Raw genomic sequence first — 25,154 nt, 5'->3', positions numbered from 1 at the left:
GCAACGACCGCGCACGGCCGACTGCATGCTTCACAGCAGTTGGATTTTGGTTTTCTCGTCACGAGGGCACGCGCATGCACGCCACGAGTGACGGTTAAGGCTATCAGAAGTTCGGATACTGCAGGAGTCGGATTCCGACGGGCACCGACCTGTGGATAACTCCCCCGGGCCCGACGCGCTCCGGGCTACCGTGACGGGGTGATCTCGCCGACTCCTCCGCTCGCCATGTCCCGTCGCCTCGGCGCTCTCACGACGGTCGCCGTTGCCGTGACACTCGCGGGCTGCGCGCCGACTCCGGCTCCGACGCCGACGCCGACCGCAGCCTTCGCCTCGGAAGAAGAAGCCTTCGCCGCCGCGGAGGCGACGTTCCGGCAATACACGGCCGCGACGAACGCCACCGATCTCGCGGATCCAAGCTCTTTTGCACTGGTTTTCGAGTGGCTACTGGCAGACGCCCTATCCGCAGCCCGCGAAAATTACAGCAAGTTTCATGCGGCAGGGATCACTCGACGCGGCACGTCGACCTTCGACACCTTCACACCGGTCACCTATTCCGAGGCGGTAGTTACAGCGTACGTGTGCCTTGATATCGCAGAGGTGGAGCTGTTCAACGTCGACGGCACCTCCGCTGTCCCACCCGACCGTCCGCCGCGTCAGGCGCTTGAGGTGTCGTTCGCACCAGCCAAGACCGACACTGAGTTTGCGATCTCGTCTACGACACCGACAGAGAGCCTTCAGTGCGGGTAATGCCAATCTCCGCCGCCGTGTACTTCGTTCTCGCAATCAGCACCATCCGAATAGGAACAACCGACGTACCACCTCCTCAAGCAGGATTCGATGGGGCCTGGGCATCGACCAGCGAGCACACGGTTGTAATCTCCGGAACCCAGACCCAGCCCTCTTCCGGCAGCCCACACAACAACGCCCCGGGCGGAGGGTCCCCGTCCACCCCGACCTCTCCGGCTTTCCCGGTGCACGAGTTCGACTTCGATTCGTGTCTCGACGACTGGAACAGCTCCCGCAGCTGCTTTCGTGCCGCGGTCGACGAGGAACCGACGTCACCCCCGCCACCGGCGACGGATGAGCCCGCCGCCCCGGCGATCACGATCGACGATCTCGCACAGTTCGCTCCCGATCCGGTCGCGAACGTCGGCGAGCCCGACAATGTCGGTGTGGCCGGGATGCCGACGAACTTCGTCGCGGCGGCGTCCGCGCACACGCGCTCGGGCACCCTTTTCGGCGCCCCTCTCTCGGTGCGGTTCACACCCGTCGACTATGAGTTCGTGCACGGCGACGGCACCTCTGCGACATCGAGCACCGGCGGACAGACCTGGTCGGCGCTCGGTCAGGCGCCGTTCACCCCGACCGCGACGAGCCACGTCTATCGCGAGCGCGGCACCTACCAGGCGCATGTCACCGTCCGCTACGCCGCGGAGGTCGACCTCGGCGGCGGCTGGTTCCCGGTCGCCGGTCGACTCACGATCCCGGGCCCCGCACGGGAAATACGCATCTTCGAGGCTCACACCGCACTCGTGGCCTTCACCTGCGAACAGCGCCCATCGGCCCCAGGCTGCTGAGCGACATCGAAGAAGGGCTAGCGCGCGACGGTCACGACGACCGGGGCGCCGTCCGCATCGACGTACCCGGCGAGCGTCAGTTTCGCGTCCTGGTCGATGCCCTCCGCTGTCACGAACGTGATCTGCGGAACCAGATCCATCGTGCAGACCTCGTTCGCACTCTCCTCGAGCCGAACGATCGCCTCGTTCTCGCTGACGGCCTCGACGGCCCCGGAGGCAGGCATGCAGGTCGACGATCCCCAGGTGAGGACCGCGAGTTCATGCGCGTCGATCCATGCCGCTGCGGGTGTCTGCTCGGGCATCCGATCGGCCGGGATGATCTCCCCTGAGACAAGTCCGGGAAGCGTCAGTTCCGTGGTCTCTCCCCCAGGATCCGTCACTGTCAGCTCGACAGGTCGCGAGGAATCGAACGCCGCCGGCAGCCCGACGTACATCCCGTGAGCGGTCTGCACTGCCGCGCACACCTCATCCGTGCCGTCGACGAGAACGAGCTCGAGCGATTGGTCCCCCGCGACGATGTCCCCGATCTGCGGAGCGCACGCATCGCCCCACGTCTTCACGACGAACGACGTCGCATCCAGCCATGCCGCCTGCGGTGCGTACGTCGTGTCGGAGGTGTCCGGAGCGGACGTCGATTCCGGGACAGGAGAGGTCCCCGCCGACATGGCGCATCCGCTCAGTGCCGCAGCGAGCACCACCCCGCCCAGGACGAGGGACGAGAACGTGCGAAGAGAAGCTGTCATACCCGTGAGTGTCGCAACCGCGCGGATCGTCTCACTCTCCGGCCCGCGACCACCGGCCCGTGTCGCACGCCCGTGCCAGACTGTGCTGGTGACCGATCGCCTCATGCTGCTCGACACCGCCAGCCTCTACTTCCGCGCCTTCTACGGCGTCCCCGACAAGGTGACGGCGCCCGACGGCGCTCCGATCAACGCGGCGCGCGGTCTGCTCGACATCATCGCGAAGCTCGTCACGCTCTACGAGCCCACCCATGTCATCGCCTGCTGGGATGACGACTGGCGCCCGCAATGGCGCGTCGATCTGATCCCCAGCTACAAGACGCACCGTGTCGTCGAGGTCGTCGAGGTCGGACCTGACATCGAAGAGGTCCCCGACCCCCTCGAAGCGCAGATCCCCCTCATCCGGGAGACGCTCGCCGCGATCGGGATCCCGATCATCGGGGTGGCGGAGCACGAGGCCGACGACGTCATCGGCACGCTCGCGACCGGAGCGACGATGCCGGTCGACATCGTCACCGGAGACCGCGATCTGTTCCAGCTCGTCGACGACTCCCGCGATGTGCGGGTCATCTACACCGCGCGCGGCATGAGCAATCTCGAGGTCGTGACCGATGCGACCGTGGTCGCGAAGTACGGGGTGCTCCCCTCGCAGTATGCCGACTTCGCCACCATGCGCGGCGACGCCTCAGACGGTCTTCCCGGTGTGGCCGGGGTCGGTGAGAAGACCGCCGCGACGCTGCTGCAGACCCACGCCGATCTCGAGGGCATCCGCGCGGCCGCCGAGGCCGGAGAGGGCATGAGCGCCGGGGTGCGGGCGAAGGTGCTGGCCGCATCCGCCTACCTCGATGTGGCCCCCACCGTGGTCGCGGTCGCCACGTCGCTTCCCATCACGACGCCCGATATCCCGTTGCGGGTGCTCGATCCCGCGGAGGTCGATGCGGCGACGGCTCTCGCCGAGAAGTGGAACCTCGGCGGCTCGATGACGCGCGCGGTGGCAGCGGTGTCGAAGGCCGCCCTCGCGTCCGGCTGACCCCCGTTCAACCGCAGCTGCACCTATTCCGCCCAGGCGAGAAGCCGGGAGAGTCCCCAGGTCGTCACGATCCGGGAGGCGGGAATCCCCGCGCGCTCGGCTCGCTCCGCGCCGTGATCCAGCAACGAGAGCTGACCGGGAGCATGCGCATCCGAGTCGATGGAGAACAGGCATCCGGCTTCGAGCGCGATAGCGATCAGTTCATCCGGCGGATCCTGACGCTCGGGGCGCGAGTTGATCTCGACCGCCACCCCGTTGTCCGCGCAGGCGGCGAAAACCGCAGCCGCGTCGAACGCCGACTCCGGGCGGGTCCCTCGTTCCCCCTGCACCAGGCGCCCGGTGCAGTGCCCGAGCACGTTCACCCTGGGGTGCGACACCGCGGCGATCATGCGTGCGGTCATCGGACGCGAGTCCATCCGCAACTTCGAATGCACCGATGCCACGACGATGTCCAGTTCGCGGAGCAGGGAGTCCTCCTGGTCGAGAGCGCCGTCCTCGAGGATGTCGACCTCGATGCCGGCGAGCAGGGTGAAACCGTCACCGGACTCCGCACGCACCAGGGGCATCTGCTCCCGAAGCCGCTCGGCCGAGAGCCCTCTGGCCACCCGAAGACGCGGCGAGTGATCCGTTATCGCCTGATACTCATGGCCCAACGCGCGAGCTGCCGCTGCCATGACAGAGATGGGAGTAGTGCCGTCGGACCAGTCGGTGTGAGCGTGCAGGTCGCCGCGCAGCTTCGTGCGCAGCAGCGAGACACGCTCAGGTTCGACGTCGCCACGCAGCTCGACGAGGTAGTCCGGCACCTGCCCGGCCTGCGCCTGACGGATCACCGCGAAGGTGGATTCTCCGATGCCCTTCGCCGCTCTCAGGCGGGTGGGATCGGCCCGGACGTCGTCCGGGAGATCCTGCAGGGTCGCGGCAGCCTGACGAAAAGCCTTCGCTCGGTACCGTGAGGCCCGCTCGCGCTCCAGAAGAGAGGCGATCTCCAGCAGGGCGTCGACGGGATCCACGGTCACTCCTTCGGGGCCGCCAGCTCGCGACTGACGGAGATCCACTGGTCGAGCTTGGCCAGGGCACGGCCGTCGTCGACCGCCGCCGATGCCTTGTCGTACCCCTCGCGCAGTCGTTCGAGGATCGGGCGCTGCACCTGCATGGCGTCCTGGGAGAGTTCGAACGCGACGATGCCCGCCGCCGCATTGAGCAGCACGATGTCGCGCACCGCCCCGGTCTCCCCCGCCAGCGTCCGTCGCAGCACCTCCGCGTTGTGCTGCGGCGATCCGCCGATCAGGTCGGCCAGGTCGGCGATCGGGATGTCGAGGTCACGGGGGTCGAGGTCGTGCTCGTGGATGTCCCCGCGGGTGACCTCCCAGATGCGGCTGTGGCCGGTCGTGGTGAGCTCGTCGAGTCCATCGTCGCCTCGGAACACCAGCGCGGTCGCGCCGCGGGTCCGGAAGACGCCGGTGATCAGCGGTACGCGCTCGATCTGCGCGACACCCACGGCGTTGGCTTCGGCGCGCGCGGGGTTGCACAGCGGCCCGAGCATGTTGAAGACGGTGGGAACCCCGAGCTCCGCGCGGACGGATCCTGCGTGCTTGAAGCCGGGGTGGAACGCGCCCGCCCACGCGAAGGTGATCCCGGTGCGGTCGAGGATGGATGCGACGGCGGCGGGGTCGAGTGACAGTTCGAGGCCGAGAGCACCGAGCACGTCTGAGGAACCGGAAGCCGAACTCGCCGCACGGTTGCCGTGCTTGACGACGGGCACGCCGGTGGCGCCGATGATGATCGCCGCCGTGGTCGAGACGTTCACCGTGCCGACGCGGTCGCCGCCCGTCCCGACGATGTCGAGCACATCAGGAGAGACGGGAAGAGGGACCGCAGCCTCGAGGATCGCGTCGCGGAAGCCGACGATCTCGTCGATCGTCTCCCCCTTGGCACGAAGAGCGACGAGGAATCCTGCCAGCTGGGCCTCCGTGACGTTGCCCTGCATGATCTGCCGCATGGCCCACGTCGACTCCCACACGCTGAGATCGCGACGCTCCAGAAGAGAGGTGAGCACGTCGGACCAGGTCAGGGAATCAGCCATGTGTGCGATCCTATCGGCGCAGAGAAAACATGCAGATGCTTCCGAACACACGTGCACCCCACCCCCACCCCTTGTTTCCCGCGGATTCACCGGGTATTCGCAGTGTTTTCTTAGGGTCTCCTAAGTCGTCGACCGGCAACTCGAAGGTCGCCGGTGCAAGAATCACGCCCGCGGATCGGCCATAATGGAGGGGTGACGACCTCAGCGACGTATGCCCCGGCGGCGAGAACGATTAAGCGGCCCAACCCGGTAGCTGTCGGCACCATTGTGTGGCTCGGCAGTGAGGTGATGTTCTTCGCGGGACTCTTCGCGATCTACTTCACCCTCCGCAGCACCTCCCCGGAGCTGTGGGCGGCCCGGACCGAGCTGCTGAACGTCCCGTTCGCCGCAGTGAACACTGCGATCCTCGTACTCTCCTCGTTCACGTGCCAGATGGGCGTGTTCGCGGCAGAGGACCTGCAGCCCTACAAGATCGGCAAGGGACAGAAGAACGGCGCAGGACGCCGTCGCCTGTTCGGATGGGGAATGGTCGAGTGGTTCTTCCTCACCTTCGCCCTGGGCGCGATCTTCGTCTCCGGCCAGGTCTGGGAGTATGCCCAGCTCGTTGCTGAGGGCATGCCCATCAGCGCTGACTCGTACGCTTCCGCGTTCTACCTGACGACGGGCTTCCACGCCCTGCACGTCACCGGCGGACTGGTCGCGTTCCTGCTCGTCATCGGACGCGCATACGCCGTCAAGAACTTCCGGCACAAGGAGGCGACCTCCTCGATCGTGGTGTCCTACTACTGGCACTTCGTCGACGTCGTCTGGATCGTGCTGTTCCTCGTTATCTACTTCCTGAAATAAGAGCGGAGCTGATCCCCGAGATGGCACGAGAGAAGAAGCGCCGTTCCAGCGGTCGTCGCAGCCCTTTGGCGGCGGCCGCGCTCATCGGCGCAGGCCTCATGATCACCGGCGCCGTGTACGCCGGCGCGACCGCTGCGTTCGCCGCGACCGACACCCAGTCGGCGGCGACCTCGCAGTTGACCGTCGAGGACGGCAAGAAGCTGTTCACGGCCAACTGCGCCACCTGCCACGGTCTCGACCTGCAGGGAACCGCCAATGGCCCCAGCCTCTACGGCGTGGGTGAGCTGGCGACCGAGTTCCAGCTGTCGACCGGCCGCATGCCTCTGCAGATGCAGGGCCCCCAGGCGCCGCAGAAGGCCCCGCAGTTCACCGAGGACCAGATCCTCGCGATCTCGTCCTTCGTCCAGTCCGAGGCTCCCGGCCCGACGTTCCCGTCGGACCACATCCTCGACGGCAAGGGCGATGTCTCAAACGGTGCCGAGCTGTTCCGCGTCAACTGCGCGATGTGCCACAACGTGGCCGCCGCGGGTGGAGCGCTCACCGAGGGCAAGTACGCCCCCGGACTCAGCGAGACCAGCGCGCTGCACATGTATGCCGCCATGGTCACCGGCCCCCAGAACATGCCGGTCTTCGGCGACATGAACCTGTCCGACGAGGACAAGCGAGACATCATCTCGGCGCTGCTCTTCCAGCAGCAGTCCGTGCAGATCGGTGGCTTCTCGCTGGGCTCGCTCGGTCCGGTCTCCGAAGGCCTGTTCGTGTGGATCTTCGGTATCGGCGCGCTCGTCGCCGTCACCGTGTGGATCACGGCGAAGTCCAACTGACGCTTAATCATCGAAGAGGAACGTACGAGGAGCACCATGGCACACGACGACGACTCGCAGGCTCTTGACAGGGCCTACCAGCCCTCTCCGGGGCTGGGTGTCGCAGTCAGCGATCCCGTGCAGAACCCCGGGCTTCCGCCGCACCGCGAGCGGATGACCGATAAGGACCCGCGCGCCGAGAAAGCCGCTGTCCGCACTGTCTACACGCTGTTCTATCTCTCGCTCGCCGGCAGCATCTGGGCGGTCGCCGCCTACATGCTGTTCCCGATCGAGAGCGGCGCGCTCATCGACATCCGGCAGAACAACCTCTTCATCGGTCTCGGCATCGCGCTCGCGCTGCTGGCCCTCGGCATCGGTGCCATCCACTGGTCCAAGGCCCTCATGTCCGACAAGGAGTTCATCGAGCACCGCCACCCCACCCGTGGCAAGGACTCCACGCGCGAAGCGGCCATCAAGGCCTTCTCCGACGCGAATGAAGAGTCGGGCTTCGGCCGTCGCTCAATGATCCGCAACTCGCTTTTCGCCGCGATCGTCGCCTCGATCATCCCCGGCGTGACGCTGTTCCGTGGCCTGGCGCCGCACTCCACTCCGGAAGACCCCACCGCGGGCGACCCGGTCGTGCTGCTCAAGCACACCATGTGGGAAGAGGGTGCGCGCCTGGTGCGCGATCCCGACGGCACCCCGATCCGCGCGGCTGACGTCACCCTGGGTTCGGCGTTCCACGTGATCCCGGAGGAACTCGCCACCCTCAGCCACAGCGACGGCTACCTCGAAGAGAAGGCCAAGGCCATCGTGCTGATGATGCGCCTGCGCCCCGAGCAGCTGATCGAGGCCGAGGACCGCAAGGACTGGTCCTACGACGGCATCGTCGCGTACTCCAAGGTCTGCACGCACGTCGGATGCCCTGTGGCTCTGTACGAGCAGCAGACCCACCACCTGCTGTGCCCGTGCCACCAGTCGCAGTTCGACGTCACGGACCATGCAAAGGTCATCTTCGGCCCGGCGGCTCGTCCGCTGCCGCAGCTGCCCATCACCGTCGATGACGAGGGCTACCTGGTCGCACGCAGCGACTTCAAGGAACCCGTCGGCCCGAGCTTCTGGGAGCGCCATTGAGCACCGCAACGCTGTCCAAAGAGGACAAGGACACCAAAGCGCCCCTCGGCGGTCGCTTCGTCGGTGCCGCGTCGAACTACATCGATGAGCGCACCAGCCTCTCCGGCTTCGTCAAGGAGCTCGGACGCAAGATCTTCCCCGACCACTGGTCGTTCATGCTCGGCGAGATCGCGCTCTGGAGCTTCGTCGTGGTGTTCCTCTCCGGAACCTTCCTGACGTTCTTCTTCCAGGCGTCCATGGTCGAGACCCACTACACCGGCGCCTACGCTCCGATGCGGGGTATCGAGATGTCCGCGGCGCTCGAGTCGTCGCTGCACATCTCCTTCGATCTGCGCGGTGGACTCCTGGTCCGGCAGATCCACCACTGGGCCGCCCTCGTGTTCATCGCCGGCATCGGCGTGCACATGCTCCGCGTGTTCTTCACCGGTGCCTTCCGCAAGCCGCGTGAGCTCAACTGGGTGATCGGCTTCATCCTCTTCATCCTCGCGATGGCCGAGGGCTTCACCGGATACTCGCTTCCCGACGACCTGCTCTCGGGCAACGGCCTCCGCATCATCGACGGCATGATCAAGGGTCTCCCCCTGATCGGCACCTGGACCTCGTTCCTCCTCTTCGGTGGCGAGTTCCCGGGTACCGACATCGTCGGACGCCTGTACACGCTGCACATCCTGCTGCTGCCGATGCTCGTCATCGCGCTGATCGTGGTGCACCTGATGCTCATGATCATCAACAAGCACACGCAGTTCGCCGGCCCGGGCCGCACGAACGACAACGTCGTGGGCTACCCGATGATGCCGGTGTACATGTCCAAGATGGGCGGATACCTGTTCATCGTCTTCGGCACCATCGTGTTGATCGCGACGTTCTTCCAGATCAACCCGATCTGGAACTACGGTCCGTATGACCCGTCCCCTGTCTCTGCCGGCACCCAGCCCGACTGGTACATCGGCTTTGCCGACGGCGCCCTGCGTCTGGCACCGTCGAACTGGGACATCGTCTTCCTCGACCACACCTGGTCGTTCGGCATCATCGCCCCGGTTCTGGTCCTCGGCCTGTTCATCGTGGCGGTGGCGATCTACCCCTTCATCGAGGCGTGGGTCACCGGAGACAAGCGCGAGCACCACATCGCACAGCGCCCGCGCAACGCCGCGACGCGCACGGCGATCGGTGTGGCCGGCGTCATCTTCTACGCCGTCCTCTGGGCCGCGGCATCGTCCGACCTCATCGCGACGCACTTCATGCTCACGATGGAGGGCGTGATCCACACGCTGCAGGCCCTGCTCTTCCTCGGGCCGATCCTGGGTTACTTCGTCACGAAGCGCATCTGCATCGCGCTGCAGAAGAAGGACCGCGAGATCGTGCTGCACGGTTTCGAGTCCGGCCGCATCGTCCGCCTCCCCGGTGGCGAGTTCATCGAGGTGCACCAGCCGGTCGACAAGTACGACCGCTGGAAGCTGATCGACGTCGACACTTACGAGCCCCTCGTGGTGCGCCCCAATGACAAGGGCCGCATCCCGTGGACCGAGAACCTCCGTTCCTCGATCTCCCGTTGGTTCTTCGAGGACCGTCTCGCCCCGCTCACGCAGGCCGAGGTCGAGGCGGCGGATGCTCACCAGCACCACGTCACGGCTCACAACGACGAGACCGAGGCTGCAGAGATCCAGGGTGCCCACGAGCGCGCAGGATTCCCTGACGCCCCGCTCACGGTCGATGAGACCCACGTCGACGAGACGCCGAACACGCCGAGCACGGTCATCGCGACCGAGCCGGTGAAGAAGCCTCGCAAGAAGTCGGAGGATGGCGAGTAGTCGCCACTCCCCCACTGATGAAGGCCTCGTCCCTGCGGACGGGGCCTTCATCGTTAATCCCCTAATGAGAGGATCGATCCATGTCGTCCGTCGTCCAGCTGATCCGCGGCACCGCCCTCGCCGAAGTCCCCTACGCCTACGCCGCGACCGCACCGGCCGGCTCACGCCTGATCTTCCTCGCCGGCGCGTGCCCGCTGAACGACGATGGCACGACTGCTGCACCCGGTGACTACGCCGCTCAGGCGGCCAAGTGCGTAGAGACCCTCCAGGGGGCGCTCGAGATCGCCGGCGCGACCATCACCGACGTCATCAGCACGCGGGTACTCGTGGCCTCCTCATCGCAGGCCGACCTCGTCGCGGCCTGGGATGTCATCCATGCGGCTTTCGGCGCGCACGACGTGCCCAGCACGCTCCTGGGCGTGACGGTGCTCGGCTACGACGACCAGCTGGTCGAGATCGAAGCGATCGCGGCTGTCTCCGAATGAGCATCAACGTCGTCGTCCGCCCGGCCGCGCCCGACGATGACGCGGCAACGGAACAGATCGAAGTGGCCGCCGATGCCCTCCTCATCGAACGGTTCGGAGCCGTCGACTGGCCTCCCCCGACGCCCCCGCAGGAACGCGCGTCGATGCCGGGCTTCGTCCTCGTCGCCGAACACCACGACGGGACCACCACGACGCCGGTCGTTGTCGGCTTCGTGCACGTGCTGGAGCTCGACGGCCACGCGCATCTCGAGCAGCTCTCGGTGCTTCCCTCTTACGGACGCCAGGGTATCGGTCGTGAGCTCGTCACGGCCGCGCTCACGGAATCGCGCCACCGGGGTCATACCGAGATCACCCTTCGGACCTACATCGACGTGCCCTGGAACGCCCCCTTCTACACGTCCTGCGGCTTCGTCGTGAGCGAGCCGGACACCTCACTGCTCCGAGATCTGGTCCAGGTCGAATCCGCGCTGGGCCTCTTCGAGCACGGACCGCGCACGCAGATGACGGCTGTGCTCTGATTCACGGCTGTGCTCTGATTCACGGCTGTGCTCTGATCCACGGATGTGCTCTGATCGGTAGCAGTACGTCGATCGTCGAACGCGCCACGACCGACGACGGCACCTCTGCCGCTGACCTCGCCGGGCCGCCCTGGCTGGCGTATACCCCCGGCTCCGGCATTGACCGCAATCCGTCGCTGAGCGACTGGATTCCGCCGGATGGTTCCCGCGTGTCTCCGTAGGCTGGAATCATGATCGATCGTGCCGAGTTCTACGCAGCCAAGTTGACCTATGAGACAGACCCCAGCGATGTGCACGCGGCGCTCAAGGCCGGCGAGAACATCGTCGTCGTCGACGTCCGCTCCGACGAGGCGTGGGCCCAGGGGCGGATCGCCGGTGCCGTGCACATGCACTACAGCGAGATCGCCTCGCGTGCTGCCACCGAGATCCCCGAGGGTGCGGACGTGGTCGTCTACTGCTGGAGCCCCGGCTGCAACGCCGGCGCCAAGGGCGCGCTCGAGTTCGCCCGCCTCGGATACGCCGTACGCGAGATGATCGGCGGTTTCGAGTACTGGGTCCGCGAGGGTTACGCGGTCGAAGACAGCGATGGCGTCCACCACCGCCCCGTGGATCCGTTGACCGGCATCGCACGCATTCGCGCCCACGCCTGATCACGGCCCCGGCGCACGGAAGAAGGCCCCCGGATTCCTCCGGGGGCCTTCTTCCGTGCAGCTGGGTCAGCGGGCGAAGTTGCCGCGGTAGTACTCGTACACCCAGCCGACGATCGCGACGACGAAGATCGCGAGGCCGATCGGCAGGAGGAAGTGCCCGACCGCGAGCCCCACGACGAAGACTCCCGCCGAGGCAGCGAGGACGATGGGCCACCAGGACCACGGGCTGAACTCGCCGAGCTCCGGGTCACCGTCGTCGATGTCGGAGGTCAGGATGTCTTCGGGCAGCTCACCACGCTGCGCCTTGTGAGTGCGATCGAGATAGAACGCGATCATCGCTGCCATGAAGGCGGCGAAGAACAGGGCGACCGTACCGACCCACTCGATTCGCATCGCGAAGTTGTCGTTCGGTGTGGCCAGGATGTGCCAACCGGTGTAGACGACTCCGACGAGAGCGAAGAACGCCGTCAGGATCCACCAGAGAATGACGTTGTCGCGCATGACTTAGTGGGCCTCTCGCTCGCCGGGAGCCGTCGTGGCGAACTCCGCAGCCTCCGGGTGATTCAGGTCGAACGCAGGCCGCTCGCTGCGGATGCGCGGGATCGACGTGAAGTTGTGACGCGGGGGCGGGCAGGACGTCGCCCACTCGAGCGATCCGCCGTAGCCCCACGGGTCGTTGACCGTGACCTTCGGCGCCTTGCGGGCGGTGATCCAGACGTTCAGGAAGAACGGCAGCATCGAAGCGCCCAGGATGATGGCACCGATCGTCGAGACCTGGTTCTGCCAGGTCCATCCGTCGGCCTCCGAGTAGTCGGCGTAACGACGCACCATGCCGTCGACGCCCAGCCAGTGCTGGATGAGGAAGGTCATGTGGAAACCGATGAACAGAAGCCAGAAGTGCACGTAGCCGAGACGCTCGTTCAGCATGCGTCCGGTCCACTTCGGCCACCAGAAGTAGAAGCCGGCGAACATGGCGAACACCACGGTTCCGAACACCACGTAGTGGAAGTGGGCGACCACGAAGTACGAGTCGGAGAGGGCGAAGTCCAGCGGCGGAGCCGCGAGGATGACACCGGTCAGACCACCGAAGACGAACGACACGAGGAACCCGAGAGCGAAGACCATCGGAGTCTCGAAGGTGACCGACCCTCGCCAGAGGGTACCGATCCAGTTGAAGATCTTCACACCCGTCGGCACGGCGATCAGCATCGTCATGAGCGCGAAGAACGGCAGCAGGACCGAGCCCGTCACATACATGTGGTGAGCCCACACCGCGACCGAGAGAGCAGCGATGGCGATCGTCGCGTAGACGAGGGTCTTGTATCCGAAGATCGGCTTGCGGCTGAAGACCGGGAAGATCTCGGAGACGATACCGAAGAACGGCAGCGCGATGATGTACACCTCGGGGTGACCGAAGAACCAGAACAGGTGCTGCCAGAGCAGAACGCCGCCGTTGGCCGGGTCGTAGATGTGAGCACCGAGGATGCGGTCGGCTGCCGCGGCGAAGATGGCTGCGGCAAGCACCGGGAACGCCATCAGGATCAGGAGGCTCGTGATGAGCGTGTTCCACGAGAAGATCGGCATGCGCCACATCGTCATGCCGGGGGCACGCATCGTGATGATCGTGGTGATGAAGTTGACGGCACCGAGGATCGTTCCGAATCCGGAGATGCCGAGACCCACCATCCAGAGGTTTCCACCCGCACCCGGCGAGAACGATGCCCCTGCCAACGGCTGATAGGCGAACCACCCGAAGGATGCCGCGCCCTGCGGGGTGAGGAAGCCGGCCACCGCGATCGTGGAGCCGAACAGGAAGAGCCAGAAGGCGAAGGCGTTCAGACGCGGGAAGGCGACGTCAGGGGCGCCGATCTGCAAGGGCAGGATCGCGTTGGCGAAGCCGGCGAACAGCGGCGTCGCGAACATCAGCAGCATGATCGTGCCGTGCATCGTGAACAGCTGGTTGTACTGCTCCTTGGTCGGGATGATCTGCATACCCGGCGCGAACAGCTCGGCACGGATGACGAGTGCCATCACACCGCCGAGGAGGAAGAACATCACCGACGCGATCAGGTACATGTACCCGATGGTCTTGTGGTCGGTGGAGGTGATCCACTTGACGACGATGTTGCCCTTCTGCTCGACGCGCGAGGAGCTCATGAGAGCGGCCTGGCGTGCGGGCAGAGTCTGGGGACGCGAGCGGGGAGACTCGTCGGTACGGGGAGCTTCTGTGGTCGACATGGCTTACTCCCCTCCTTCCTCGGTGTCGGTCTTCGGGGTGGTCCCCGGAAGGTTCGAGAGACGGTCGTAGGCGCCGGTGATGTCACCGGTGTTGCCCTGCTCCTCGAGCGACGCGAGGTAGGAGTCGTACTCGCTCTGCGAGACGACCTTCACGTTGAAGAGCATCATCGAGTGGTACTCACCGCAGAGCTCGGCGCACTTGCCGGCGTACTCGCCCTCACGGGTGGGGATGAACGACCAGGAGTTGTCCTTCCCGATGAACATGTCCTTCTTGTACAGGAAGTCGATGATCCAGAAGGAGTGGATGACGTCGCGCGACTGAAGGTTGATCGTGACCTTCTTGTCGACCGGCAGCACCAGTGTCGGCAGCTGCGCCTGATCGATGTTGCCGTCCTTGTCGGGCTGGGCCTGGATGCCCATGGTCCACACGGCGTCGGAGTTGTCCTTCTCGTCACCGTCGTACTGGAAGTCCCACGCCCACTGCTTCGCGATGGCGGTGATCTCGACGTCGGGCTCGTCCCACTTGGCCTCGATCTCCGTCTGATCGCGGGCGGTGAAGAAGAACATGCCCAGAACCAGGATGAGCGGCACGATCGTGTAGAAGATCTCGATCGGCATGTTGTAGCGCATCTGCACCGGGAGACCGGTCTGGCCCTTGCGACGGCGGTAGGCGATCGCCGCCCAAGCCATCAGGCCCCAGGTGATGATGCCGACGGCGAGAAGCACGATCCACGAGTTGACCCAGAGCGACGAGACACGCTCGGTCTGGTTGGTGGCCGCGGGTCCACCCTCCACGAAGCCCGGAAGAAAGCCGTTCAGCTCGGTGGGAGAGCATCCCGCCAGGGCCAAGGTTGCCGCAACTCCCACAGGGAGGGCGGCCCAACGAAGGCTGCGTTTCGAGGGCACGATGCACCTTTCAGATCGCGAACAGAGCACACCCAAGTCTAGGGCAACCTCACACCTGATTCATGCCATCCACGCAGGTTGTGGAACCAGAACGGCCGCCGTCACCGATGGTGACGGCGGCCGAGTCGGCAGAGCGAGGATCAGTGGAAGCTGTCGCCGCAGGCGCAGCTGCCCGCTGCATTGGGGTTGTCGATCGTGAACCCCTGCTCGGAGATCGTGTCCTTGAAGTCGATCGCCGCACCGTCGAGGTACGGGACGCTCATGTTGTCGATGATCACCTCGACGCCGTCGAAGTCGACCGTCTCGTCGCCCTCGAGATAGCGCTCGTCGAAGTACAGCTGGTAGATCAGGCCCGAGCATCCGCCCGGCTGCACGGCGACACGCAGACGAAGGTCGTCGCGGCCTTCCTGCTCGAGGAGGTTCTTCACCTTCGTGGCAGCAGCGTCGGTCAGGGTGACGCCGTGTGCGCGGGTGGTCTCTGGGGAGAGTGTGGTGTCGCTCATGTCGCTCCTTGTGACGGGCCGCAGATGCACGGCTTCTCGGATGATTCTACCGCCGCAGATGCTGTGAGGCTCAGAGTTCCGCCTCATTCATGCGGGCCAGCAGCAGCGCCTCGGTCGCGACCGCATGACGGAACGTGTCGAGGTGCAGCGACTCGTTCGGGCTGTGTGCCCGCGAATGGGGATCTTCGACACCGGTGACCAGGATCTGTGCGGCCGGGAACTCTCGCACCAGATCGGCGATGAAGGGGATCGATCCCCCCACGCCCAGATCGACCGGAGCGACTCCGTAGCCGTCACGCATGGCGTCGCGGGTCAGAGCGACCGCCCAGCCGCTCGTGTCCACCAGGAAGCCGTCGCCGAGATCGACATCCGAGAACGTGAGCTCTGCTCCGAACGGCGCATGCGCGCGAAGATGACCCTCGAGTGCGTCGTAGGCTTCCTGACCGGTCTGCCCGGGGGCGACGCGAGCGCTGATCACGACGGTCACCTCGGGGAGCAACGTGTTGGACGCCGCCGCGACGCTCGTGGCATCGATACCGATCACCGTGACCGACGGCTTGTTCCAGATGCGGCTGAGGATCGTCCCGTCACCGATCGGAGTGGTGCCGGGCAGAAGTCCGGCCTCATCGCGCAGAGTCGCCTCGGTGTAGTCCGGCGTCGGCGCATCGCGCTCCGTCATCCCCTCGACCGCCACCGAGCCGTCGGCGTTCCACAGCGTGGACAGCAGCGTGACGGTCGCCATCATCGCGTCGGGCACCGCGCCACCGAACATCCCGGAGTGCGAGGCGTGGTCCAGGGTGCGCACGCGCATCGTGAAGCGCGCGTTGCCGCGGAGGGAGACGGTGAGACCAGGAGTCACGGAATCCCAGTTGCCGGAATCGGCGACCACGATGGCATCAGCGCGGAGCGCATCCTTGTTGTCGGAGAGGAACTGGGCGAATGAACGGGATCCATACTCCTCTTCGCCCTCGATGAACATCGCGATACCGAGCTCGAGGTCATCGCCGAGCACCTCGCTCACCGCACGGATCGAGGCGATGTGCGACATGATCCCGGCCTTGTCGTCTGCCGCTCCACGCCCGTAGAGACGCCCGTCGCGTACGGTCGGCTCGAACGGCGGCGTCTCCCACAGGGCGTCATCCCCAGGAGGCTGCACGTCGTGGTGCGCATAGAGCAGGATGGTGGGCTTGCCGTTGCGTGCCGCGCGGGTGGCGAGGACGGCCGGCTGTCCCTGCTCCTCGGTGCCCGGGATCGCTGCGCGGAGCACGCGCACCTCGTCGAAGACCCCCGTGTCCGATGCCAGGGCCGCCACGGCATCCGCACTGCGTTGCAGCTGGGTCTGATCGAACGCGGGCCAGGCCATACCCGGAATGCGAACGAGGTGACCGAGATCCGACAGCGCTGCGGGGATTCCGGTCGCCACCGCCTCGAGGACGGCGGCATCGGACTCACGGGGAGGAACAGGAGAGGTCATGCGAGTAATCTTAAGGTGATCCCCCGCCGGCGAACCGAGGAACTCCGTGTCCACTACCCCTACCTCCCCTTCCACGAACGACGACGCCCCCGAGACGACTGCCGTCGGCAAGGGGCGCGCGACGCCGACCCGTGCGGAGCAAGAGGCAGCACGTCGCCGCCCCCTGGTCGCCAACACCAAGGAAGCGAAGGCGGCCGCGAAGGCGGACCTCAACGAACGTCGTGCCCGCGCCCAGGCCGGCATGGCCGCCGGCGAGGAGAAGTACCTCCCCGTCCGCGACAAGGGCCCGCAGCGCCGTTGGGCGCGCGACTACGTGGACGCCGGCTGGCACCCGGCCGAGTTCGTGATGGGAGTGATGGTGCTGGTCATCCTCGCCTCGCTCGTTCCGGCCAACACGGTCATCTCGTTCTACGCCTACATCGTCATGATGGGCTACCTCGTCATCGCCATCGGCGGCATGGTCCTGCTCGGCATGCGGGTCAAGCGCAAGGCCGCGGCGAAGTTCGGCAAGGATCGCCTCGAGCGCGGCCTCGGATGGTACGCCGCGATGCGCGCGCTCCAGATGCGCTTCATGCGTCTGCCGAAGCCGCAGGTCAAGCGCGGCCAGTACCCCGACTGAGCAGTCCCCTGTTGATCTCGCGGCCCCAGAACGGACCGCGGTACAGGAAAGCGGTGTAGCCCTGCACGAGGGTCGCCCCCGCATCGAGGCGCTCCTGCACGTCGGACGGCGTCTCCACTCCCCCGACGGCGATCACGCAGAAGTCGGAAGGAACCGCTTCGCGCACCACGCGGAGCACTTCGAGCGAGCGCTTCTTCAACGGCGCTCCGGACAGACCTCCCGCTCCGGCAGCCTCGACTGTGGCGGCATCCGTGAGCAGCCCGTCTCGGCTGATCGTGGTGTTGTGAGCGATGATTCCTGCGAGCCCCTCGGCTACCGCCATCTGCGCGATCGCCGTGATCTCCTCGTCAGAGAGGTCCGGTGCGATCTTGACGAGCAGCGGAGTGGCCCCGGCTGCCTCGCGCACGGCACGCAACAGCGGCGCGAGCGTTTCGACGGCCTGCAGTCCCCGAAGGCCCGGGGTGTTCGGAGACGACACGTTCACGGCCAGATAGTCGGCGAGCGGAGCCAGCCGCGCCGCCGAGGCCACGTAGTCGGCCGTCGCATCCTCGACCTCGACGACTCGGCTCTTGCCGATGTTGACGCCGATGATCGTGTCGGGAGCCCCGCGACGCAGGCGTGCGAGACGACGTGCCGCTGCATCCGCACCCGCGTTGTTGAAGCCCATCCGATTGATCACGGCACGGTCCGCGATGAGACGGAAGAGCCGCGGCTTCGGGTTGCCATCCTGCGGTATCGCGGTCACGGTGCCGACTTCCACGTGCCCGAAGCCGAGAGCCGCGAGTCCCCGCACACCCACCGCGTTCTTGTCGAAACCTGCGGCGACGCCGAACGGTGACGGGAACGTGAGACCGAGCGCTTCGACGCGCAGCGACGGGTCGGGATGGGTGATCGCACGCGTGGCCCACGAGAACGGGGGCACGCCGAGAACGCGGATCACCGCCATGCCGGCGTGGTGGGCGAACTCGGGATCGAAGCGCGAGAGGACAGCGCGGAAGAGCAGCGGATACATCCCTGCCAGATTACCGCTCCTCGGACTCCCTCTTCGTGTGGTCGGCACGCAGATCGGTGATCGCGGCCTCGAAGTCCTCGAGGGAGTCGAACGCCTGGTAGACGCTGGCGAAGCGCAGGAACGCGACCTCATCGAGTTCACGCAGCGGGCCGAGGATCGCGAGACCGATCTCGTTGGTGTCGAGCTGCGAGACACCGGTCTGGCGCACGGCCTCTTCCACGCGCTGTGCGAGCACGGCGAGGTCGCCCTCCGTGACCGGACGGCCCTGGCATGCCTTCCGCACGCCCGTGATGACCTTCTCGCGACTGAACGGCTCCATCACGCCGGAACGCTTGATCACGTTGAGGCTCGCGGTCTCGGTCGTCGTGAAACGGCCACCGCACTCCGGGCACTGTCGACGGCGCCTGATCGAGAGCCCGTCGTCGCTGGTGCGTGAATCGATGACGCGGGAGTCGGGGTGTCGACAGAAGGGGCAGTGCATCTGACCGATCCTACGCGGTGAAACGGGCCTCGATCGCTTCACCGTGCGCGGGGAGCACCTCGGTGTCGGCGAGGGCGACGACTCCGGCACGCACGGCAGCCAGCGCAGCCCTGTCGTAAGAGATGACCTGCTGCGGACGGAGGAACGTGTACGACCCGAGACCCGGGGCGTAACGCGCCTGTCCCCCGGTCGGCAGCACGTGGTTGCTGCCCGCCATGTAGTCTCCGAGGCTGACCGGCGTCTGGTCGCCGACGAACACGGCACCGGCACTGGTGAAGTCGGCGGCGGCATCCTCGGCGTCGACGAGGTGCAGCTCGAGGTGCTCCGGCGCGTAGGCGTTGCTGAACGCCGTGGCCATGGCCCTGTCATCCACGAGGACGATCGCGGACTGCGGTCCCGAGAGAGCGGCGGCGACACGCTCACTGTGGCGGGTTCTCGCAGCCATGCGCTCCACCTCGACGGCGACCTGTTCGGCGAGCTCGGCCGCATCGGTGACCAGCACCGCGGACGCCTGCTCGTCGTGCTCAGCCTGGCTCACGAGATCGGCGGCGATGAGTCGCGGATCCGCGTGGGAATCCGCGACGACGAGGATCTCGGTCGCCCCGGCCTCCGAGTCCGTGCCGACCACACCGGCGACCGCGCGCTTCGCGGACGCGACGTAGTTGTTGCCGGGACCGGAGACGACATCGACGGGATCGAGATCCAGTGACGGCACACCGTAGGCCAGGGCGCCGATCGCTCCGGCACCGCCCATCGCGTATACCTCCGTCACTCCCAGCAGAGCCGCCGCCGCGAGGATGGTCGGGTGAATCCGCCCGCCCTGATCCGACTGCGGCGGCGATGCCAACGCGATCTGCTCGACCCCGGCGATCTGCGCGGGCACGACGTTCATGATCACGCTGGACGGGTAGACGGCCTTGCCGCCGGGGATGTAGACCCCCACGCGGTGCACTGGCTGCCACCGCTGCGTGATGACGGCCCCGTCCCCGATCCGGGTGACCTGTGTTGCCGGAACCTGCGCGGCGGAGGCCAGACGCACTCGGCGGATCGCCTCCTCGAGCGCGCCTCTGACCTCGGGGGCGAGTTCAGCCAGCGCTGCGGTGATGTGCTCGGCGGGCACTCGTACGGCGTGATCCGTGACGGCGTCGAATCGTTCGGCCTGCTCGCGAAGAGCGTCCTCGCCACGGTCGCGCACGTCCTCGACGATCCGCGCAGCGGTATCGAGCGCTTCGGCACGCGCCTGGGTGGCCCGGGGTACCGCGGCGAGCATGCCTGCGGGCGAGAGCTCGCGCCCTCGCAGGTCTATGGTGCGCATTTCAGCCCTTAGTGATGTCGGAGATGTCGTGGAGGTAGCCGATCCGTCCGTCGTCATGTCGCACGACGAACGCACCCCCACGATCTTCGATCACCAGTGCCCACGCGCTCGGGCCGATGCGGAACAGCGGTTCACCACGCTCGTCGTGGACATCGCGCTCCGAGGGAGCGAGGATCCAGAACGGTTGAGCGGCGGGGGCCGCCTCGCGAGGGTTGGTCGCTTCGAGGTCGGCGTCGGAGACGCCCTCCAACACCAGCGGCGCCGGCTCTTCCGCAACGACGTCGGTCTCATAAGTCGCCGCCGTCTCCAGAAGCGATTCGATGCTCCCGGTGTCCGAGACGATCTCGGGTTCCTGACCGCGCGAACGACGCGAGTAGGCGGGCACATACTCCTCATCCGAGGACTCCTGCTCGGTACCGATGCCGCCGCCCGAGGCGTGGGCAGTGAGGGGCACCTGCTCGGCGAGGTCGAATCGGGCGATCTCGTCGGTCGCCTGCCTCCCGGAGGGCTCGACATCGAGCGGGACCACGAGCGCTGGCGTCGCACCATCGACGATGACATCTGTCCGGCCGTCGGCCTGCGCCTCTGCCCCCTCGAGGGATGCGGACGAGTCGGACCCCGCAGGCGATGCCTCGGCCGACTCGCCGGACGGTTCTTCCGCTGCCGGCGCAGGCTCAGGACGCGGCCGCGCGATGACCGGACGCACCGGATTCGCGTTGCGGTGCGCGAGAGTCACCAGGCGACCGTGGAAGTCTTCCTTCAGCCCCGGGATGATCGGAGCGAACACGGTGAGGACGACGAGGGCCAGAGAGGTGATCACCAGGGCCACCCCGTTCCACGGAAGGCTCCACGTGCCTCCGGAGACGAGTGCAGAGATCGCGAGCCACAGGCTGCCGGCCCAGACCACCGCTGACACGGAGAACGCGACCGAGGCGAACTGATCGATGCCCAGCGAACCGACCCTGCGGATGCCGTCGGGCGAGAAGCGGCGCAGCACGAGAAGGAAGACGGCGACAGTCGGGAGCGCGATCGGGAGTATCCATTGGATGCCGACGCCCCACAGCGAGAGGTCGCCGATCAGCGGGAAGAAGGAGAAGACGAAGGACAGCAACCAGACGCCCACGATCAGCAACTCACGCAGTGTGAAGCCGAGGATGCCGAACTCCGGCGTGACCTCTTCGTCGTAGAGGACGCCGTCATCGTCGCCGAAGACGATGTCCTCGGTGTCCGATTCGGGGAGATCCGTGCTCATGCGTGGTCCTTTCGTCACAGGGCTCGACGGGTGGATTCGTCGTGCTGCCGACGGCTCACGATCCTACCCGCTCACCCCAGACAGGTGGGTCCGAGCAGTGACTTGAGGTCACCGAACAGGTCTGCGGACACCTTGACCGGCATGGGCACCTCGAACACCTTCGCGGTGCCCCCGCGATGCACCCGAAGCAGCACTTCGGTGTCGCCGTTGTGCCGTCGCAGCACCTCTGCGAGCTCCATCATCACCCGCTCTGTCGCGCGCTGCTCGGCGAGGACGAGGGCCAAGGGACCCGCCGCGTCGAAGGACCCCACATCCGGGGCGAAAGCCGACTGCGCGTGCAGGTTGAGTCCGTCATCGCGCCGGGACACGCGCCCGCGGACTGCGAGAATCGCATCCTGCTGCAGCGTGTGCTGGAACTCGGTGTAGGTCTTTCCCATGAACATCACGGTGACCTCACCGTTGAAATCCTCGACGGTGATCATGCCGTAGGGATTTCCGCTCGCCTTGGCGACGCGGTGCTGCACGCTGGTGACGAGCCCGGCCACCGTCACCTGGTCGCCGTCCTGCAGGTCTTCGGAGTTATTGAGGTCGTGGATCGAGATCGAGGCATGCTTCGCGAGAGGCACCTCGAGCCCGGCCAAGGGGTGGTCGGACACGTAGAGACCGAGCATCTCGCGTTCGAAAGCGAGCTTGTCCTTCTTGATCCACTCGGGGCGGGCGGGGACCTTGGCGGGAGCCACCTCGTCCATGCCGTCGTAGAGGCTGTCGAAGTCGAACCCGATGGCGCCCTGTGCCTCGTTGCGCTTGCGATCGACGGCGGCCTCCACCGCGTCTTCATGCACCTCCATGAGCGCTCGACGGGAGTCGCCCATCGAGTCGAAGGCGCCGGCCTTGATCAGCGACTCGACCGTGCGCTTGTTCGAGACGTGCAGCGGAACCTTCTCGAGGAAATGGTGGAACGAGGTGAAGCGCTCGTCCTTGCGGGCCTGCACGATCCCTTCGACGACGTTGCTACCGACGTTGCGGACGGCGCCGAGGCCGAAGCGGATGTCGTCGCCGACGGCCGCGAAGAAGTTGATCGAGTCGGAGACATCGGGCGGAAGGACCTTGATGCCCATGCGGCGGCACTCATTCAGGTAAAGCGCCATCTTGTCCTTGGAGTCGCCGACGCTGGTGAGCAGCGCCGCCATGTACTCGGCGGGGTAGTGCGCCTTGAGGTATGCGGTCCAATACGAGACGAGACCGTATGCGGCGGAGTGGGCTTTGTTGAAGGCGTAGTCCGAAAAGGGCAGCAGGATGTCCCACAGCGCCTTGATGGCCGCCTCGCCGAATCCGCGCTCGGTCATACCGCCCGCGAAGCCTTCGTACTGCTTGTCGAGCTCGGACTTCTTCTTCTTGCCCATCGCTCGACGCAGGATGTCTGCCTGTCCGAGGCTGAACCCCGCGACCGCCTGGGCGATGGCCATGACCTGCTCCTGGTAGATGATGAGCCCGTAGGACTCCTCCAGGATCTCGGCGAGCGGCGCCTCCAGCTCGGGGTGGATCGGCGTGATCTCCTGCACCCCGTTCTTGCGCAGCGCATAGTTCGTGTGCGAGTTGGCTCCCATGGGACCCGGCCGATACAGGGCGATGAGGGCCGAGATGTCACCGAAGTTGTCGGGCTTCATCAGACGCATGAGCGAACGCAGCGGCGGGCTGTCGAGCTGGAAGACGCCCAGGGTGTCGCCGCGCGCGAGCAGCTGGTACACGCCGGGGTCGTCGAGACCGAGATGTTCGAGGTCGAGCTCTTCGCCACGGTTCGTGCGGATGTTGTCGAGCGCATCCGAGATGATCGTGAGGTTCCGGAGCCCCAGGAAGTCCATCTTGATCAGACCGAGGGACTCGCACGACGGGTAGTCGAACTGCGTGACGATCTGCCCGTCCTGCTCGCGGCGCATGATCGGAATGATGTCGAGGAGCGGATCGGACGACATGATCACGCCGGCGGCGTGCACGCCCCACTGGCGCTTCAGCCCTTCGAGACCCAGCGCGCGGTCGAAGACCGTCTTCGCCTCGGGATCCGTCTCGATCAGGGTCCTGAACTCGCTCGCCTCCTTGTACCTCGGGTGAGCAGAGTCGAACATGCCGTCAAGGGGCATGTCCTTGCCCATCACGGGCGGCGGCATCGCCTTGGTGAGGCGCTCCCCCATGCTGAACGGGAAGCCGAGCACTCGACCGGCGTCCTTCAGCGCCTGCTTGGACTTGATCGTTCCGTACGTGACGATCTGCGCGACGCGCTCGGATCCGTACTTCTCCGTGACGTAGTCGATGACCTCGCCGCGGCGCCGGTCATCGAAGTCGACGTCGAAGTCGGGCATGGAGACACGGTCGGGGTTGAGGAAGCGCTCGAAGATGAGTCCGTGCTCGAGCGGGTCGAGGTCGGTGATCTTCATCGCGTACGCGACCATCGAGCCGGCACCCGAGCCACGGCCGGGGCCCACGCGGATGCCGTTGTCCTTGGCCCAGTTGATGAAGTCGGCGACGACGAGGAAGTATCCCGGGAAGCCCATCTGCAGGATGATGCCGGTCTCGTACTCGGCCTGCTTGCGCACCTTGTCGGGGATGCCGCCGGGATATCGGTAGTGCAGGCCGGCCTCCACCTCCTTGATGAGCCAGCTGTCCTCGGTCTCGCCGTCGGGCACAGGGAAGCGCGGCATGTAGTTGGCCGAGGTGTTGAACTCGACCTCGCAGCGCTCGGCGATCAGCAGCGTGTTGTCACAGGCTTCGGGGTGGTCGCGGAACAGTTGGCGCATCTCGGCCGCGGTCTTGATGTAGTACCCGTCGCCGTCGAACTTGAACCGGTTCGGGTCGTCCATCGTCGATCCCGACTGCACGCACAGGAGCGCCTCGTGCGCGTCGGCCTCGTGCTGGTGCGTGTAGTGAGAGTCGTTGGTGGCGACCAGCGGGATGTTCAGGTCCTTCGAGAGACGGAGGAGATCAGTCATCACGCGTCGCTCGATGGACAGACCGTGGTCCATGATCTCGGCGAAGTAGTTCTCTTTGCCGAACAGGTCCTGGAACTCGGCCGCGGCCGCGCGCGCAGCGTCGTACTGTCCGAGACGCAGGCGCGTCTGGATCTCGCCTGACGGGCATCCGGTGGTCGCGATCAGTCCTTTGGAATAGGTCTGCAGCAGCTCGCGGTCCATGCGCGGCTTGAAGTAGTAGCCCTCCATGCTCGACCGGGAGCTGAGCCGGAACAGGTTGTGCATGCCCTCGGTGCTCTGACTCCACATGGTCATGTGGGTGTACGCACCGGAACCCGAGACGTCGTCGCTCTTCTGATCGGGCGAGCCCCACTGCACGCGCGTCTTGTCACTGCGGTGCGTGCCGGGAGTGACATAGGCCTCGAGCCCGATGATCGGCTTGACACCCGCGGCATTGGCCGCCTTGTAGAACTCGAAAGCCGCGAAAGTGTTGCCGTGATCGGTCACCGCGATGGCCGGCATCTTGTAGTCGGCGGCCGCCTGGGTCATCGCGTTGATCTTCGCCGCTCCGTCGAGCATCGAGTACTCGCTGTGCACGTGCAGGTGGACGAAGGAGTCGGATGCCATGCCTCCGATTCTACGGCGGGGCCCCGACACCGGAGGCCGGTGTCGGGGCCCGGAGGGCACTATCCGAAACCGCTACGGGGCAGAGTCGAC

The 25,154-nt window shown here is 66.2% G+C and carries 24 protein-coding genes; 11 read left to right on the top strand and 13 right to left on the bottom strand.

The annotated features are described in order from the left end of the window. Nucleotides 1–198 precede the first annotated feature (198 nt). Both GLO27_RS04865 and GLO27_RS04860 read left to right on the top strand, forming a co-directional pair. The gene (locus GLO27_RS04865) at nucleotides 199–747 is read left to right on the top strand and encodes a hypothetical protein (RefSeq protein WP_167253771.1); all 549 of its coding nucleotides are present in this window, start codon (nucleotides 199–201) and stop codon (nucleotides 745–747) included. A gap of 224 nt (nucleotides 748–971) precedes the next feature. After that, entirely contained in the window at nucleotides 972–1,577 is a 606-nt protein-coding gene (locus GLO27_RS04860) for a hypothetical protein (RefSeq protein ID WP_243844745.1), read from the top strand. A 17-nt stretch (nucleotides 1,578–1,594) separates the two neighbouring features. Here GLO27_RS04860 and GLO27_RS04855 read toward each other — a convergent pair whose 3' ends face one another. After that, nucleotides 1,595–2,320, bottom strand: a complete 726-nt coding sequence (locus GLO27_RS04855) for a hypothetical protein (RefSeq protein WP_167253893.1) — start codon at nucleotides 2,318–2,320, stop codon at nucleotides 1,595–1,597. 88 nt (nucleotides 2,321–2,408) lie between these two features. On the opposite strand from GLO27_RS04855, the gene GLO27_RS04850 reads away from it, so the two are divergent. Further along, the gene (locus GLO27_RS04850) at nucleotides 2,409–3,347 is read left to right on the top strand and encodes a 5'-3' exonuclease (protein WP_029258327.1); all 939 of its coding nucleotides are present in this window, start codon (nucleotides 2,409–2,411) and stop codon (nucleotides 3,345–3,347) included. Between the two features lie 23 nt (nucleotides 3,348–3,370). Here GLO27_RS04850 and GLO27_RS04845 read toward each other — a convergent pair whose 3' ends face one another. Then, nucleotides 3,371–4,357, bottom strand: coding sequence for a PHP domain-containing protein (locus GLO27_RS04845; RefSeq protein ID WP_029258328.1), 987 nt, complete (start codon nucleotides 4,355–4,357; stop codon nucleotides 3,371–3,373). 2 nt (nucleotides 4,358–4,359) lie between these two features. Then, a complete protein-coding gene (trpD, locus tag GLO27_RS04840) occupies nucleotides 4,360–5,430 on the bottom strand; it encodes an anthranilate phosphoribosyltransferase (RefSeq protein ID WP_029264931.1) in 1,071 nt (356 codons plus the stop codon). 288 nt (nucleotides 5,431–5,718) lie between these two features. On the opposite strand from trpD, the gene GLO27_RS04835 reads away from it, so the two are divergent. From GLO27_RS04835 to GLO27_RS04805, 7 genes are all read left to right on the top strand, one after another. Beyond that, entirely contained in the window at nucleotides 5,719–6,276 is a 558-nt protein-coding gene (locus GLO27_RS04835; RefSeq protein ID WP_208323613.1) for a heme-copper oxidase subunit III, read from the top strand. 20 nt (nucleotides 6,277–6,296) lie between these two features. Then, nucleotides 6,297–7,100: a cytochrome c gene (locus GLO27_RS04830; protein WP_029258331.1), complete on the top strand. Its 804-nt coding sequence runs from the start codon at nucleotides 6,297–6,299 to the stop codon at nucleotides 7,098–7,100. Between the two features lie 36 nt (nucleotides 7,101–7,136). After that, nucleotides 7,137–8,213 carry a Rieske (2Fe-2S) protein gene (locus GLO27_RS04825; protein WP_021201548.1) on the top strand — a complete coding sequence of 359 codons (1,077 nt, stop codon included), beginning with the start codon at nucleotides 7,137–7,139 and terminating at the stop codon, nucleotides 8,211–8,213. Further along, on the top strand, nucleotides 8,210–10,021 hold the full coding sequence (locus GLO27_RS04820; RefSeq protein ID WP_021201549.1) for a ubiquinol-cytochrome c reductase cytochrome b subunit: 1,812 nt from the start codon (nucleotides 8,210–8,212) through the stop codon (nucleotides 10,019–10,021). Before GLO27_RS04825 ends, GLO27_RS04820 begins: the two co-directional genes overlap by 4 nt. Before the next feature lie 80 nt (nucleotides 10,022–10,101). Next, on the top strand, nucleotides 10,102–10,506 hold the full coding sequence (locus GLO27_RS04815) for a Rid family hydrolase (RefSeq protein WP_021201550.1): 405 nt from the start codon (nucleotides 10,102–10,104) through the stop codon (nucleotides 10,504–10,506). Beyond that, nucleotides 10,503–11,024, top strand: a complete 522-nt coding sequence (locus GLO27_RS04810; protein WP_021201551.1) for a GNAT family N-acetyltransferase — start codon at nucleotides 10,503–10,505, stop codon at nucleotides 11,022–11,024. The genes GLO27_RS04815 and GLO27_RS04810 overlap by 4 nt, the downstream gene beginning before the upstream one ends. 230 nt (nucleotides 11,025–11,254) lie before the next feature. After that, the gene (locus tag GLO27_RS04805) at nucleotides 11,255–11,674 is read left to right on the top strand and encodes a rhodanese-like domain-containing protein (RefSeq protein WP_021201552.1); all 420 of its coding nucleotides are present in this window, start codon (nucleotides 11,255–11,257) and stop codon (nucleotides 11,672–11,674) included. A 66-nt stretch (nucleotides 11,675–11,740) separates the two neighbouring features. Here GLO27_RS04805 and GLO27_RS04800 read toward each other — a convergent pair whose 3' ends face one another. From GLO27_RS04800 to GLO27_RS04780, 5 genes are all read right to left on the bottom strand, one after another. Further along, nucleotides 11,741–12,175, bottom strand: a complete 435-nt coding sequence (locus GLO27_RS04800; protein WP_021201553.1) for a cytochrome c oxidase subunit 4 — start codon at nucleotides 12,173–12,175, stop codon at nucleotides 11,741–11,743. Between the two features lie 3 nt (nucleotides 12,176–12,178). Beyond that, nucleotides 12,179–13,912: a cytochrome c oxidase subunit I gene (gene ctaD, locus GLO27_RS04795; RefSeq protein WP_021201554.1), complete on the bottom strand. Its 1,734-nt coding sequence runs from the start codon at nucleotides 13,910–13,912 to the stop codon at nucleotides 12,179–12,181. 3 nt (nucleotides 13,913–13,915) lie between these two features. Further along, nucleotides 13,916–14,818, bottom strand: a complete 903-nt coding sequence (gene coxB, locus GLO27_RS04790) for a cytochrome c oxidase subunit II (protein WP_167253891.1) — start codon at nucleotides 14,816–14,818, stop codon at nucleotides 13,916–13,918. A 140-nt stretch (nucleotides 14,819–14,958) separates the two neighbouring features. After that, nucleotides 14,959–15,321: an iron-sulfur cluster insertion protein ErpA gene (erpA, locus tag GLO27_RS04785; RefSeq protein WP_017830247.1), complete on the bottom strand. Its 363-nt coding sequence runs from the start codon at nucleotides 15,319–15,321 to the stop codon at nucleotides 14,959–14,961. A gap of 70 nt (nucleotides 15,322–15,391) precedes the next feature. Beyond that, nucleotides 15,392–16,795, bottom strand: a complete 1,404-nt coding sequence (locus GLO27_RS04780) for a dipeptidase (RefSeq protein WP_029258336.1) — start codon at nucleotides 16,793–16,795, stop codon at nucleotides 15,392–15,394. A gap of 46 nt (nucleotides 16,796–16,841) precedes the next feature. Here GLO27_RS04780 and GLO27_RS04775 point away from each other — a divergent pair, with 46 nt between their 5' ends. Further along, nucleotides 16,842–17,414, top strand: coding sequence for a DUF3043 domain-containing protein (locus tag GLO27_RS04775; protein WP_021201557.1), 573 nt, complete (start codon nucleotides 16,842–16,844; stop codon nucleotides 17,412–17,414). On the opposite strand, the gene GLO27_RS04770 is transcribed toward GLO27_RS04775, so the two are convergent. The 5 genes from GLO27_RS04770 to dnaE all read right to left on the bottom strand — a co-directional run bounded on the left by GLO27_RS04770 (nucleotide 17,389) and on the right by dnaE (nucleotide 25,064). Beyond that, nucleotides 17,389–18,426, bottom strand: coding sequence for a quinone-dependent dihydroorotate dehydrogenase (locus tag GLO27_RS04770; RefSeq protein WP_029258337.1), 1,038 nt, complete (start codon nucleotides 18,424–18,426; stop codon nucleotides 17,389–17,391). The two genes, GLO27_RS04775 and GLO27_RS04770, sit on opposite strands and share 26 nt — an antisense overlap. 10 nt (nucleotides 18,427–18,436) lie before the next feature. Beyond that, nucleotides 18,437–18,907, bottom strand: coding sequence for a transcriptional regulator NrdR (gene nrdR, locus GLO27_RS04765; RefSeq protein ID WP_021201559.1), 471 nt, complete (start codon nucleotides 18,905–18,907; stop codon nucleotides 18,437–18,439). A gap of 10 nt (nucleotides 18,908–18,917) precedes the next feature. Then, nucleotides 18,918–20,222: a histidinol dehydrogenase gene (hisD, locus tag GLO27_RS04760; protein WP_021201560.1), complete on the bottom strand. Its 1,305-nt coding sequence runs from the start codon at nucleotides 20,220–20,222 to the stop codon at nucleotides 18,918–18,920. A gap of 1 nt (nucleotide 20,223) precedes the next feature. Then, complete coding sequence (locus tag GLO27_RS04755) at nucleotides 20,224–21,474, bottom strand: hypothetical protein (protein ID WP_021201561.1); 1,251 nt, start codon at nucleotides 21,472–21,474, stop codon at nucleotides 20,224–20,226. Nucleotides 21,475–21,545: 71 nt separating this feature from the next. Further along, nucleotides 21,546–25,064, bottom strand: coding sequence for a DNA polymerase III subunit alpha (dnaE, locus tag GLO27_RS04750; RefSeq protein ID WP_021201562.1), 3,519 nt, complete (start codon nucleotides 25,062–25,064; stop codon nucleotides 21,546–21,548). Nucleotides 25,065–25,154: the final 90 nt, after the last annotated feature.

This window comes from Microbacterium sp. Be9 (assembly GCF_011754135.1).
Taxonomy (GTDB): Bacteria; Actinomycetota; Actinomycetes; order Actinomycetales; family Microbacteriaceae; genus Microbacterium; species Microbacterium maritypicum_A.
The sequence above is the reverse complement of the archived record's forward strand: the minus strand, read 5'-3'. Positions and strand labels throughout refer to the sequence as shown.